This window comes from Streptomyces sp. PA03-3a (assembly GCF_033792735.1).
GTDB lineage: Bacteria > Actinomycetota > Actinomycetes > Streptomycetales > Streptomycetaceae > Actinacidiphila.
This window is the reverse complement of record NZ_JARAVM010000007.1, coordinates 74,110-87,333: the sequence shown is the minus strand read 5'-3', so window position 1 is coordinate 87,333 and position 13,224 is coordinate 74,110. Positions and strand designations below refer to the sequence as shown.

12 protein-coding genes are annotated in these 13,224 nt (G+C 71.2%); 9 read left to right on the top strand and 3 right to left on the bottom strand.

The features are described 5' to 3' along the window. Positions 1–23 precede the first annotated feature (23 nt). The 4 genes from PV342_RS10735 to PV342_RS10720 all read left to right on the top strand — a co-directional run bounded on the left by PV342_RS10735 (position 24) and on the right by PV342_RS10720 (position 4,128). Positions 24–2,132, top strand: a complete 2,109-nt coding sequence (locus tag PV342_RS10735; protein ID WP_500316773.1) for an ATP-binding SpoIIE family protein phosphatase — start codon at positions 24–26, stop codon at positions 2,130–2,132. A gap of 21 nt (positions 2,133–2,153) precedes the next feature. Next, positions 2,154–2,597, top strand: a complete 444-nt coding sequence (locus tag PV342_RS10730) for an SseB family protein (protein ID WP_018559133.1) — start codon at positions 2,154–2,156, stop codon at positions 2,595–2,597. Positions 2,598–2,702: 105 nt separating this feature from the next. After that, entirely contained in the window at positions 2,703–3,656 is a 954-nt protein-coding gene (locus PV342_RS10725; protein ID WP_361002941.1) for a pirin family protein, read from the top strand. Between the two features lie 232 nt (positions 3,657–3,888). After that, positions 3,889–4,128, top strand: coding sequence for a DUF397 domain-containing protein (locus PV342_RS10720; protein ID WP_026251013.1), 240 nt, complete (start codon positions 3,889–3,891; stop codon positions 4,126–4,128). Between the two features lie 22 nt (positions 4,129–4,150). Here PV342_RS10720 and PV342_RS10715 read toward each other — a convergent pair whose 3' ends face one another. Further along, positions 4,151–4,636: an ATP-binding protein gene (locus PV342_RS10715; RefSeq protein WP_500316771.1), complete on the bottom strand. Its 486-nt coding sequence runs from the start codon at positions 4,634–4,636 to the stop codon at positions 4,151–4,153. Positions 4,637–4,829: 193 nt separating this feature from the next. Here PV342_RS10715 and PV342_RS10710 point away from each other — a divergent pair, with 193 nt between their 5' ends. Both PV342_RS10710 and PV342_RS10705 read left to right on the top strand, forming a co-directional pair. Next, positions 4,830–5,699, top strand: a complete 870-nt coding sequence (locus PV342_RS10710; protein WP_089227505.1) for a Sco1979 family transcriptional regulator — start codon at positions 4,830–4,832, stop codon at positions 5,697–5,699. Between the two features lie 140 nt (positions 5,700–5,839). After that, entirely contained in the window at positions 5,840–6,187 is a 348-nt protein-coding gene (locus PV342_RS10705) for an STAS domain-containing protein (protein ID WP_400799881.1), read from the top strand. A gap of 31 nt (positions 6,188–6,218) precedes the next feature. Here the strand turns inward: PV342_RS10705 and PV342_RS10700 are convergent, their stop codons facing one another. Beyond that, complete coding sequence (locus PV342_RS10700) at positions 6,219–6,641, bottom strand: CBS domain-containing protein (protein ID WP_018559127.1); 423 nt, start codon at positions 6,639–6,641, stop codon at positions 6,219–6,221. 120 nt (positions 6,642–6,761) lie between these two features. Between PV342_RS10700 and PV342_RS10695 the strand changes: the two genes are divergently transcribed. Further along, positions 6,762–7,031 (top strand): DUF1876 domain-containing protein, encoded by a 270-nt coding sequence (locus PV342_RS10695; protein WP_400799884.1) that lies wholly within the window; start codon positions 6,762–6,764, stop codon positions 7,029–7,031. A gap of 27 nt (positions 7,032–7,058) precedes the next feature. Here the strand turns inward: PV342_RS10695 and PV342_RS10690 are convergent, their stop codons facing one another. After that, positions 7,059–8,234 (bottom strand): magnesium and cobalt transport protein CorA, encoded by a 1,176-nt coding sequence (locus tag PV342_RS10690; protein ID WP_400799887.1) that lies wholly within the window; start codon positions 8,232–8,234, stop codon positions 7,059–7,061. Positions 8,235–8,790: 556 nt separating this feature from the next. On the opposite strand from PV342_RS10690, the gene PV342_RS10685 reads away from it, so the two are divergent. Both PV342_RS10685 and PV342_RS10680 read left to right on the top strand, forming a co-directional pair. Continuing rightward, positions 8,791–11,337: a SpoIIE family protein phosphatase gene (locus PV342_RS10685; protein WP_500316768.1), complete on the top strand. Its 2,547-nt coding sequence runs from the start codon at positions 8,791–8,793 to the stop codon at positions 11,335–11,337. 220 nt (positions 11,338–11,557) lie between these two features. Next, the gene (locus PV342_RS10680; RefSeq protein WP_500316766.1) at positions 11,558–13,204 is read left to right on the top strand and encodes a glycosyl hydrolase family 18 protein; all 1,647 of its coding nucleotides are present in this window, start codon (positions 11,558–11,560) and stop codon (positions 13,202–13,204) included. Positions 13,205–13,224 lie beyond the last annotated feature (20 nt).

Genomic DNA, 13,224 nt, shown 5'->3' with positions numbered 1-13,224 from the left:
GCGAAGAACCATAAACTATGCGAATGCGCATCGAGGACGTGCTGGCCTCGCTCGGCACGGGCGTCTGGCGCTGGGACAGCGCCACCGACATGGTGGAGCTCGACGCCGTGAGCGCCGGGCTGATAGGGCTTCCGCCCCGGCCGCAGAAGGTCCACTCGGGGGTGACCAGGGCCTGCTACCACGCCTCCGACTACGTGGACATGTCGGCGGCGGTCGCCCTGGCGATGGCCGAGGGCACCTCCTCGGAGTCCCTGCTGCGCGTGGTCCGGGAGGACGGACGGGTCGTCCGCACCGTGGTGATGCGCACCTTCGGGCTCCCCTCTGCCGCCGGCCGGCCGGAGGAGATCATGGGCACGCTGCAGGAGGCGCCCGCGGCGCACGCGATCGCCGGCGCGGGCACCGGCACCCGGCCCACCGGGGCGGCACCGGCCGCCCCCGCGGACTGGCGGCGGTCCCGCGAGGCCTTCCTGCTGGACGCGGGCCGGGCGCTGGCGGAGGCGGACAGCACCGAGGAGGTGCTCCGCGTGGCGGCCCACCTGTCCATGCCGGGGTTCTCCCCCGACGGCCTCGCCGTCTTCGGTGTCCAGGGCGAGCGGCTGCGCGCCATCGGGTTCCACGGACAGCAGCCCGGCGACGAGGTGCCCTTCCTGGACATGCCGCTCGCCGCGGAGTACCCGGCGGCGGTGGTGGTGCGCACCGGCCGTGCGGTCTATCTGCCGAGCCCGCGGGCGTACGAGGAGCGCTTCCCGGCCACATGGCCGCTGGTGCGGGACTTCGGGCGGTCGTCCTGGGCGTATCTGCCGCTGGTCGCCGCGGGACGCACGATCGGCGCGTGGATGGCCTGCTTCCGGGAACGCGTCGCCTTCACCCCGGACGAGCGGTCGGTGCTGACCACCGTCGCCCGGATGCTCGCCCAGGCGCTGTCCAGAGCGCATCTGCACGAGTCCGAGCGGGAGCTGTCCGACGGGCTGCAGCGCGCGATGCTGCCGCGACGGCGGCCGTACGTCGAGGGGATGACGCTGACCGCCCGCTATGTGCCGACCGGTGGCGGACTGCAGGTGGGCGGCGACTGGTACGACGTGATCGACCTGCCGTCGGGGCGCACGGCGCTGGTCGTCGGCGACGTGCAGGGCCATGACGTCCGCGCGGCGGGGGTGATGGGGCAGTTGCGCATCGCCCTGCGCGCGTACGCGGCCGAGGGGCACCGCCCTGACGCGGTGATGTCCCGGACGTCCCGCTTCCTGGCCGGGCTCACCGAGTGCTCCGCCGAGAGTGAGGACGCCCGCTTCGCCACCTGCCTCTACATGGAGGTCGATCCGGTGGACGGGACCCTGGACGTGGTGCGGGCCGGGCACCTGGACCCCGTCGTGCGGCTCGCGGACGGCACGACGATCGTGCGGCGCACGGCCGGCGGCCTGCCGCTGGGGATCGCCCCCGACTCCGACTACCCGACCACGCGGCTCGCCCTGGAGCCCGGCGAGACGATGCTGATCTGCACGGACGGCCTGATCGAGACCGGTGGCCACGACCTGGACTCCGGGTTCCAAAGGCTCCGCCCGGTGCTGGAGGACGCGGTCGACGACGGGCTGGAGGCGCTCGCCGACGCCCTGGTGGAGATGGTGCACGGCCTGGCCTCGCACCATCTGACCGGCCCGCTCGCCGACCGCCGTGAGGACGACGTCGCGCTGCTGCTGGTGCGGCGCGACCCCGTGGGGGCGCACCGCGAAGCCCCGGTGCGGCGCAGCGTGCTCACCGTCGCCCAGACCGACGCCCGTCAGCTGCGGGCGGCCCGGGAGGAGGTCCGCGCGCTGCTGCACGACTGGACGTCCGGCGACCAGGTGGACGCGGCCGTGCTGCTGGTGTCGGAGCTGGTCACGAACGTGCTGCTGCACACCGACGACGACGCGGTGCTGGGCGCGCAGCTGCTCGGCGTCCCGGGCGTCCGGCGGCTGCGGGTCGACGTGACCGACCGCAGCGACGGGATGCCGCACCGCCGCACCCCGGGCGAGATGGCCGCCTCCGGTCGCGGACTGCTGCTCCTGCAGGAGATGGCGGACGCCTGGGGCGTGGATCCGCTGGGCGACGGCAAGGCGATCTGGTTCGAACTCCACGAGGCTCCCATGGCGGGCTAGCGGCCCGATACGCTGTGTGCCGTGTACGGCTACGACCAGAACGGGATGGCAGGGGCCGCGCCGCCGATGGGCGGTGCGCCGATGGGTGCGAGCTACCCCGAGCCGTCACCGCCCTCGCTGGCGGACGCGGTCCGCGCCTTCACGACGGGCTCGATGTCGGCCGAGGACTTCCAGGCCGTCTTCGCCACGTCCAAGGTGTACTGCCCGCGCGGTGACAACCCCGGTTTCCTGGCGCTGCACGACACGCAGCAGCCAGTGATCCCCATGTTCTCCTCGCTGAAGCAGCTGCGGCGCTACGCCGGCAAGGAGTCCAAGTACTTCGTGATCACGGGTGCCGAGGTGCTGGACCTGCTGCCGACCGGCTACGGCTTCGTGCTGGACATGGAGGGCGAGCACCGGATGGTGTTCGACGCGAAGGCGGTCGAGCAGATGGTGGAGTTCACCATGCGGCGGATGTACGGCTGATACGGCCCTGATCCCACGGAAACCGGACAAAGGCCGGGGAATGGTTGCGGGAAGTTCAGAGTTCAACTATGTTGAACGTTGAACAATCCGAGGAGGATCCTGGCCATGCCCGCAGTGACCGTCGAGAACCCGTTGACCCTGCCGCGCGTTCACGCCCCCGCCGACGCGGTGCAGCGGCGTGCGCTGCAGGTGACCACCGCCCCCAGCGGCTTCGAGGGGGAGGGCTTCCCCGTCCGTCGCGCCTTCGCGGGCATCGACTACAAGAACCTCGACCCGTTCATCATGATGGACCAGATGGGTGAGGTGGAGTACGCGCCCGGAGAGCCCAAGGGAACGCCCTGGCACCCGCACCGCGGCTTCGAGACCGTCACCTACATCATGGACGGCGCCTTCATCCACCAGGACTCCCACGGCGGCGGCGGCACCATCACCGACGGCGACACGCAGTGGATGACCGCCGGCAGCGGCCTGCTCCACATCGAGACCCCGCCCGAGGCGCTGGTCATGAGCGGCGGCCTGTTCCACGGTCTGCAGCTGTGGGTCAACCTGCCCGCCAAGGACAAGATGATCGCGCCGAAGTACCAGGACATCCGCGGCGGCAGCGTCAGGCTGCTGGCGTCGGAGGACGGCGGCGCGCTCATCCGGATCATCGCCGGTGACATCGACGGGCATCAGGGCCCGGGCGCCACGCACACCCCGATCACCATGCTGCACGTCTCGGTGAACCCGGGCGCCCAGCTCACGCTGCCCTGGCGCGCGGACTTCAACGCCCTGGCGTACGGCCTGTCCGGCCGCGGCACCGCGGGCCCGGAGGGCCGGGCCTTCCGGATGGGGCAGGCGGTCGTCTTCGGACGCGGGGACTCCCTCACGATCCGTGCCGACGAGACCCAGGATTCGCGCAGCCCCAACTTCGAGGTCGTCCTTCTGGGCGGGCTGCCGATCCGTGAGCCGATGATGCAGTACGGCCCGTTCGTGATGAACACCCACGCGGAACTCGCCCAGGCCTTCGACGACTTCAAGGCCGGCCGGCTCGGCACCGTTCCCGCCGGTCAGGAGTGACGTAGGCGGCTCCGGGTACCTCCGGCATTAAACGGCCCCGTCCGGGAATCCGATTCCCGGGCGGGGCCGTCGCATGCGGTGGGAGCAATTCCGTCGGGCGGTTCGTTGGCTCTTCATTGGCCGCTGCATTCACCCTGAGTGACTGCACGTGCACTTGCACGTGCAGATGCACGTGACTTCGTCTCTGGCTATCATCTCCCCTGTCCTGCACGGCACTTATCTGGAGAGAAGCATGCGCCACACGTACAACGGCATGGCCGCGTCCGATCTCCGAGGAGTGGTGTGGCAGAAGAGCCGGCACAGCAATGCGAACGGACAGTGCGTGGAGCTGGCCGCGCTTCCGGACGGGGAAGTGGCCGTGCGCAATTCGCGTTTTCCGGACGGACCCGCGCTGATATATACGAAGGCGGAGATCGAATCCCTCATCGTGGGGATGAAGAACGGGGAGTTCGATCATTTCGTGGCGAACTGACCGCGGTCGTCCCCGCCACGGCTCAATGTGACGGGCCGTCGTGCTGTCCGGGCATGCGGAAGAGGGCCCAGACGACTTTCCCCGCGGTGGTCAGGGGATGCCAGCCCCAGGTCTCGCTGAAGGACTCCACCAGATGCAGCCCGCGCCCGGACTCGGCCACGAAGTCGGGGGCCTTGGCGACGGGCCCGTGGCTGCTGGGGTCACGCACCGCGCAGACTACGCGCGTTGACCATCTGACCAGGCTGAGCCTGACGCACCCGTGGGCCGCGTCCTGGGGCAGTGCGTAGCGCAGGGCGTTCGTCACCAGTTCCGAGGCGACCAGTTCGATGCCGTCCTGGAGTTCCTCGAGATCCCAGGCGCGGAGGGTCGTCCGCGCGAATCTTCGTGCGTCGCCGACCGCTTCGAAACGCGGCGGCAGCGGGCACGAGGTGGCGCTCGATGACGAAAGGCGCTCCGGAACCAGCCCGTCCCATAAGGGCTGCAGCCCGGCCGAGCTCTCAGTCCACATGCGCACCACCCGGTATCGGCACGTACGTCATCGTCCCGTACGGCCGGTGGCCGATGCAAGGGGCGGATGCACGTGCATTTGCATGACGCGAGGCAGGTGGGGCGGAAGTGACGATCGAGAGTGACCGATCGAGTACTGAACGCAGCACGAAGATGGCAGACTGCTGGATGCCACGGGGAGAAGGTAGGCGCAAATGACCACAGTGCAGTCGGGGAGCGGATCCATGGTGCGCCGCATCCTCCTTGGCTCGCAGCTGCGCAGGCTCCGCGAGGCGCAGGGCATCACCCGTGAGGCCGCGGGCTACTCGATCCGCGCGTCGGAGTCGAAGATCAGCCGCATGGAGCTCGGGCGCGTGAGCTTCAAGGAGCGCGACGTGGCCGACCTGCTCACCCTCTACGGCATCACCGACGACGCCGAGCGCACCGGGCTGCTCGGGCTGGTGCGCGAGGCGAACGTCGCCGGCTGGTGGCACGGCTTCGGCGACGTCCTGCCGGCGTGGTTCCAGACGTACGTGGGTCTGGAGGAGTCCGCCTCGGTCATCCGCTCCTTCGAGACGCAGTTCGTGCACGGCCTGCTGCAGGCCGACGACTACACCCGCGCCGTCATCGAGCTGGGTCACCCGGACGCCCCCGCCGACGAGGTGGAACGCCGGCTCGACCTGCGGCACAAGCGCCAGAAGCTGCTCACCTCGGAGCTCGCCCCGCAGATCGTGGCAGTGATGGACGAGGCCGTGGTGCTCCGCAGGTTCGGCGGGCGGGAAGTGATGCGGGCTCAGCTCGCGCACCTGGTCGAGGCCTCGGAGCAGCCGAATGTGACGGTGCAGTTGCTGCCGCTGGAGTTCACCGGGTACTCCGCGGGCGCCAGCGGCACCTTCACCCAGCTGACCTTCCCGGAGTCCGACGTCCCCGACGTCGTGTACGTCGAGCAGCTCACCGGGGCGATGTACATCGACAAGCGCGAGGAGGTCGACCAGTACCGCGTCGTCATGGCGAAGCTCCGCGCGGACAGTCTCTCCCCCGAGGCCACCCGGGACCGGCTGAACGCCGTCCTCCGGGACATCTGAGCGCACCCCGGCGGCAACGCCGGGTGCCGCCCTTCCCCCCTCTGAACAGGGGGTTTGCGGCTTTCGTAGATCTCACTCGATCGAGTGAAGTGGACCTTGGCGCGTTGGTCGGCTCATCGGCCCGGTGATCTCATGCTGCGGTGAGCCCGTACCTGCGTACCCGCACGATCGACGGGTGCGTCGTGGCCGAACTCAGCGGGGAGATCGACATCGTCGCGGCAATGGAGATCACTCCGCCGCTCGACGAGCTGACCCGCTCGCCCGGCCAGGGCCTTGTCGTCGACCTGGGTTCCGTCGACTTCATCGACTGCTCCGGACTCGCCGTGCTCTGCCGGGTCCGCAGCCGGGTCCGCGGCAACGGCGGGCGGGTGCAGTTCGTCTGCTCCCGGCCCCCGACCCTCAAGGTCCTGCGTGCCACCGGGCTGTTGAACGCCCTGCGGCCGGTGCCGAGCGTGGACGAGGCGCTCGCCCGGATCGGGCGGCCGTGACCGCCCCGTCCACACTGCCGTGGGTCGCGACCTAGTCGCAGCAGACGGCCGACACGAACTCGGCGACCCGTTCCTGGGGCAGGTGGCGGGCCACGTCCGCCTCGCTGATCATGCCGATGAGGCGGTGCGCGGGATGGTCGATCACCGGCAGGCGGCGCACCCGGTACTCCTCCATCAGCTCCAGCACCCGCTCTATCTGCTCGTCGCCCTCGATGATCTGCGGCCGTCCCATGGCGAGCTCCCCGCAGGTGACCTCGGACGGGTCGCGCTTCTCGGCGACGCACTTCAGCACGATGTCGCGGTCGGTGAGGATGCCGACCAGCACGTCGTCGTCCCCGCAGATCGGCAGCGCGCCGATGTCCTGCTCCCGCATGATCCGGGCTGCGTCGGTGAGGCTCTCCCGCTCCCCCACGCACATGGCGCCGGGGTGCATGATGTCCAGTGCGGTGGTCATGACGGCGCCTCCTTGGGGCGTGGACCGATTTCCTTTGGCTCCATCGTCACCCTGGTGGAGTAGTTCCGCGATAGGGAGCACGCTGGAAGGAGACATCGGGACCGCTGGAGGTGTTCCGTCATGCAGACCCTCGTCGGATGGCACATAGAGATGGACTTCCGGGAGGACGGCGCGCGGACGAAGGCCGCCGCGCTGCTCCGGCTCCCGGACGGCACCGAGGTCAGGTCGCACGGTCACGCCAGCCGGCACCCCTCCGACCCCGAGCAGGAACGGGTCGGTGAGGAACTGGCGGCGGCCAGGGCGCTCAACGACCTCGCCCGTCAGCTCCTCGGCAAGGCGGCGCACGAGATCGAGGAGGTCACCCGGGTGCCTGCGCATCCCAGGATCTGAGCCGGGCGGCGCGCCGGCCGCGCGCCCTCACAGCCAGCCGCGGCGTTTGAAGACCAGGTAGAGGCTGACGCAGACCACGCCCATCAGCATGATCGCGAAGGGGTAGCCGAGCAGCCAGTGCAGCTCGGGCATGTGGTCGAAGTTCATGCCGTAGATCGTGCCGACGAGCGTGGGCGCGAACAGGATGGCGGCCCAGGCGGAGATCTTCTTGATCTCCTCGTTCTGCTCGAAGCCGGCCTCCGCCAGCGCCCGCATCTCGGCGTTCTGCTGCTGCGCGACGAGGGTCGCGTTGAGGGTGAGCAGGTCGCCGAGCGCCTGCCGGAAGCCGTCCACGCGCTCGATGGTGTGTGTGACGTGGTCGGCCACGTCGCGCAGGTAGCGCTGCAGCTCCTCGTCCGTGCCGTACTTCACGAAGCCCGCCTGCAGACCGTCCAGCATGGGGACGAGCGGGCGGGTGGCGCGCTGGAACTCCAGCACCTCCTGGGAGAGCTCGTAGATCCGGCGGGAGACCTGGGGGTCGCCGCCGAAGACCTGGATCTCGCTCTCCTCCATGTCCTTCTCGACCCCCGCGACGACCGGTGCGTAGCCGTCGACGACCGTGTCGAGTATCGCGTAGAGCACCGCCTCGGGCCCGAGCGTCAGCAGCTCGGGGTTGCTCTCCATGCGGCGCCGTACGGCGGACAGGTCGGGGGCCGCGCCGTGGCGGACGGTCAGGACGAATCCGGGGCCGACGAAGATGTGCAGCTCCGCGAAGTCGACCTCCTCCGGGGCGTCCAGGTAGCGGGCGGCGCGCAGGACGACGAAGAGGGTCTCGCCGTACCGCTCCAGCTTGGGGCGCTGGTGGGCCTGGATCGCGTCCTCCAGGGCGAGCGGATGGAGGTCGAACTCCTTCGCCAGCGAGACCAGCTCGGCCTCGCTCGGCCGGTAGAGCCCGATCCACGCCATCGCGCCCGGCTCCGCGCGCAGCTGCGCGTACGCATCGGCGAGCGAGGAGGGCGTCGCGATGCGCCGGCCGTCGCGGTAGAGGGCCGCGTCCATCACGCTGCTCACACCGGCGACCGCGGTGTCCGCGATCCTCGGCTCCAGGGGGGCCTCGCCCTCCCCGGCCGGCGGTGCGGCGGGCCGGGGCGGACGGGCGGTCCTGGCCCTCTCCTTCGCCGAGTTACTCAGTGCGCGCAGGGCTCGCAGTCGTCGCCCGGACACCGGCAGCACCCCCTTCGGGCCTTGCGAGCAGGGTAGCCCGAGCCCGCCCGGTAGGGGCCGCACCGCGACCGGGCCGGTACAGGTCCCCGGCCCGGCACCGGTCGCCTTCGGGACGCGGGGTCGGGCGTCTGCGTGCTCACGCGCGCCGCCGCGGCCGGGCGGGGGGTCTCCGGCGCCTGTGTTCCCGCCTCCGGCCTGACCGGTGATACGGCCGTACGCACGCGGGGCGCTGACCGGGGCCGACGAGTAACCTGATTCGCGGGGGACACGGGGGCCGTACTCCGGAGGTCTCGATGGACGTCCCGGTGCCGTTCGGCCGGATTCTCCTCGCACCGCCCTCCCCCCAGGGGGCCGCCGCCCGCCCCGAGAACCCGTCCCCGCCGGGCAATGCTCCCGAGGCCGCCCGCCCGCCCCTCCCGGACCGGCCGGGAGCTCCGGCAGGCAGCCGGTCCGCTGCACCGCCTCCCGTGACCCCGTGAGCGGCGTTCGCCGAGTGGGAAGAACAAGAAAAGGGTGTGCGGAGCGTAACGTGCGGGCGGATACGGAGTGGCTGGCCATGGGGACTCCCGAGGAACGCGTGGACGCGGGCGTGGCGGACGCCGTCACGTTGCTCCTCGACGCCCATGGGAGCCTGCTGACCTGGCCTCCCGCCGCCGAGCGGCTGCTCGGCCGGCGTGCGGTGGACGTCGTCGGCACCCCCGCGGTGGAGCTGCTCGCCCCGGAGGACGCGGCGCGGCCGCCGGAGATCGCCGAGCGCTGCAGCACCGAGGGAGGCTGGACGGGTGTGCTGCGGCTCCGCCGCGACGACGGCACGAGGGTCACGCTGGGTGTACGGGTGGTCGGGCTCCCCGAGGGCATCGGCGGTTCGTCCGCCCGCTGGATGGTCCTGGCGGCGGAGTCCCGCAGCACCGCCCGCTCGACGGCGTCGGGGATGACCCCGGCGATGATGGAGCGGATCGTCGGCCAGACGCCGATCGGGCTGGCCGTGGTCGACACCGAACTGCGCTGCGTCTGGTCGAACGCGGCACTGGAGCGCTTCGGCGGCGGTCCCTCCCAGGGGCGGCTGGGGCGGCGGCTCGCGGAGATCCAGCCGGGCCTGAACGCCACGGTCCTGGAGGCGCAGATGCGCCAGGTCCTGGAGACGGGCGTGCCGGTGATCGACTACGAGCACGTGGGGCGGTTCCGCACCGACCCGCGCCGCGAGCAGGCCCATGCGATGTCCTTCGTGCGGCTGGAGGACGAGCGCGGCGTCCCGGTGGGCGTGTGCTACTCGGTGGTCGACATCAGCGACCGCTGGCGGGCCCGTAAGCGGCTGTCGCTGCTGGACCGGGCCAGTGAGCACATCGGGCGCACCCTGGACGTGATGCACACCGCGCAGGATCTGGCGGACGTGGTCGTGCCCGACCTCGCCGACTACGTGGCCGTGGAGCTGCTGGAGTCGGTCATCAAGGGAGCGGAGCCGCAGGCCGGCCCGCTGGGCGACGCGGTCACCGTGCCGCTGCGCCGCGCCGGGATGCGGTCGGCGCGGCAGGGCGAGCCCGAGCCCGCCTTCGGCATCGGGGCGGTCTCCGCCTATCTGGAGGACACCCCGCCGATCCGGTCCCTGACCGACGGCACCTCCTGGATCAGCTCCCGGCTGGATCCGCTGGGGCTGGAGTGGGCCGCCGGCCCGGCCGGCGTCCGGGCGCTCCACTTCGGCGAACTCGGGCTGCACACGGCGATGGTGGTGCCGATCCGGGCCCGCGGGGTCACCCTCGGTGTGACCCTTTTCTTCCGGGTGCGCCGCGCCGACCCCTTCGACGGGGAGGATCTGCGCCTGGCGGAGGAGGTCGTGGCCAGGGCCGCGGTCTGCCTGGACAACGCGCGCCGCTACACCCGTGAGCGGGACGCGGCCCTCGTGCTGCAGCGCAGCCTGCTGCCGCACACCTTCCCCCCGCAGGACGCGGTGGAGGTCGCCACCTACTACCGGCCGGCGGACGAGCTGTCGGGCGTGGGAGGCGACTGGTTCGACGTCATCCCGCTGTCCGGGGCGCGGATCGCGCTGGTGGTGGGAGAGGTGGTGGGCCACGGCATCGAGGCCGCCGCGACGATGGGCCAGTTGCGGACGGCGGTGCGGACCCTGGCCGACCTCGACCTGCCGCCGGAGGAGCTGCTGGCGCACCTGGACGACCTGGTCGTCCAGGTCTCGCGGGAGGCCGGGGAGTCGGCGACCGTCGGGGTCGGCGGCAGCGCGCTGGGGTCGAGTTGCCTGTACGTGACGTACGACCCGGTCAGCCGGCACTGCGTCATGGCCAGCGCCGGGCACCTGCCGCCCGCCGTGCTCCGGCCCGCCGGCGAGCGGTGCGGGGCCGAGTGCGGGGAGGCCGTCCGCTTCCCCGAACTGCCCATCGGCCCCGCGCTGGGCCTGGGCGGACTGCCCTTCGAGGCGACCGCGTTGCAGATGGAGGAGGGCAGCGTCCTCGCGCTGTACACGGACGGGCTGGTCGCCCCGGTGGAGGGCGTGGACGAGGGGCAGGACAGCGGGCGGACCCGGCTGCGGGCGGCCCTGGAGGCCGATGAGGCGTCGCTGGACGCGCTGTGCCGCGGCGTCGTCGACGAGCTGGCCCCGGCCCGTCCGCACGACGACGTGGCGCTCCTGCTGGCAAGGACCCGGTGCCTGGACATCGGCCGGGTCGCCTCCTGGGACCTGGCCACCGACCCCGCGGTCGTGGGCCGGGCCCGCGAGCTGTCCACCCGGCAGCTGGAGGACTGGGGTCTGGGCGATCTCGCGTTCACCACCGAACTGGTCGTCAGCGAGCTGGTCACCAACGCGATCCGGCACGGTTCGGGTCCGATCCGCCTGCGGCTGATCCTGGAGCGCGCGCTGATCTGCGAGGTCTCCGACGCCAGCAGCACGTCGCCGCATCTGCGGCACCCCCGCACCACGGACGAGGGCGGCCGCGGGCTGTTCCTGATCTCGCAGTTCGCCCAGCGGTGGGGTACCCGCTACACCGACGACGGGAAGATCATCTGGGCCGAGCAGTTCCTCGACGGGCACGGCCCCGACGTCGGTGTGGACATCGGCATCGGCTTCGACGCGGTCACCATGGGCGGACCGGCCTGAGGCCGGACTCCGCCGCCCGCTCTCCGTCGTTCACCCGTACGCCCCGGCGCCTTCGCCGGGCGTCGCGCCGTGAGCCGGGACGCCGATATGGTCCAGACCTATTGACCATCTGGTCCAGACCTTTCTACCCTGCGAGGGAACTGTGGTGGGCATGACATCAGTCAATCGCCCGCCAGGCGGCACTGGTATCCCCGTCGGCCCCCCACTCGAGGAGCACCCCTTGAGCACTGGAGACACCCCCCGCACTCCACGCACCAGACGCCTCAGGACCACAGCGGCCGCGGGACTCACCGCGCTGCTGCTCCCGTTCGCGGCGCTCGTCGGCCTGGCCACGCCGGCCCATGCCGCGGGTACCACCGCCACGTACACCAAGACCCAGGACTGGGGCACGGGGTTCGAGGGCAAGTGGACGGTCACCAACGGCGGTTCGTCGCCCATCAGCAGCTGGACCGTCGAGTGGGACTTCCCCTCCGGCACGGCGGTGACCTCGGCGTGGGACGCCGACGTCACCGGCTCCGGCACGCACTGGACCGCCAAGAACAAGAGCTGGAACGGCACGCTGGCCCCGGGCGCCAGCATCAGCTTCGGCTTCAACGGCTCCGGCAGCGGCAGCCCGAGCGGCTGCAAGCTCAATGGCGGCTCCTGCACCGGCGGTGGCGCCGGGGACCCGACACCCACGCCGACGCCCACACCCACGCCCACCCCGACGCCCACGCCGACCCCGACGCCGACCCCCACCGGCCCCGCGGGGAGCAAGATCCGCCTCGGCTACTTCGCCGAGTGGGGCGTCTACGGCCGCAACTACCACGTCAAGAACCTGGTCACCTCCGGCTCGGCGAGCAAGCTGACCCACATCAACTACGCCTTCGGCAACGTCACCAACGGCCAGTGCACGATCGGCGACTCCTACGCCGACTACGACAAGGCCTACACCGCCGACCAGAGCGTCGACGGCGTCGCCGACACCTGGGACACCGGTGCCCTGCGGGGCAGCTTCAACCAGCTGCGCAAGCTGAAGAAGCAGTACCCGAACATCAAGATCCTGTGGTCGTTCGGCGGCTGGACCTGGTCCGGCGGCTTCGGCCAGGCGGCCGCCAACCCGACCGCCTTCGCCAACTCCTGCTACAACCTGGTCGAGGACCCGCGCTGGGCCGACGTCTTCGACGGCATCGACATCGACTGGGAGTACCCCAACGCCTGCGGTCTGTCCTGCGACACCAGCGGGGCCTCGTCCTTCAAGACGCTGATGTCCGCGCTGCGGACCAGGTTCGGCTCCAACAACCTGATCACCGCCGCCATCACGGCCGACGGCACCAACGGCGGCAAGATCGACGCCGCCGACTACGCGGGCGCCGCCCAGTACGTGAACTACTACAACGTGATGACGTACGACTACTTCGGCGCCTTCGACGCGGACGGGCCGACCGCCCCGCACTCCCCGCTCACCTCCTACAGCGGCATCCCGATCGCCGGCTTCTACTCCGACGCGGCGATCCAGAAGCTGAAGGGCAAGGGCATCCCGTCGAACAAGCTCAACCTGGGCATCGGCTTCTACGGCCGCGGCTGGACCGGCGTCACCCAGTCCGCTCCGGGCGGTTCCGCGACCGGTGCCGCCCCGGGTACCTACGAGGCGGGGAACGAGGACTACAAGGTCCTCAAGAACACCTGCCCGGCCACTGGCACCGTCGCGGGCACCGCGTACGCGCACTGCGGCAACAACTGGTGGAGCTACGACACCCCGGCGACCATCGCGGGCAAGATGGCCTACGTCAAGAACCAGGGCCTCGGCGGCGCGTTCTTCTGGGAGTTCAGCGGCGACACCGGCAACGGTGAGCTGATCACCGCGATCAACAACGGTCTGAGCTAGCGATTCGGGAGCCCGGCCGT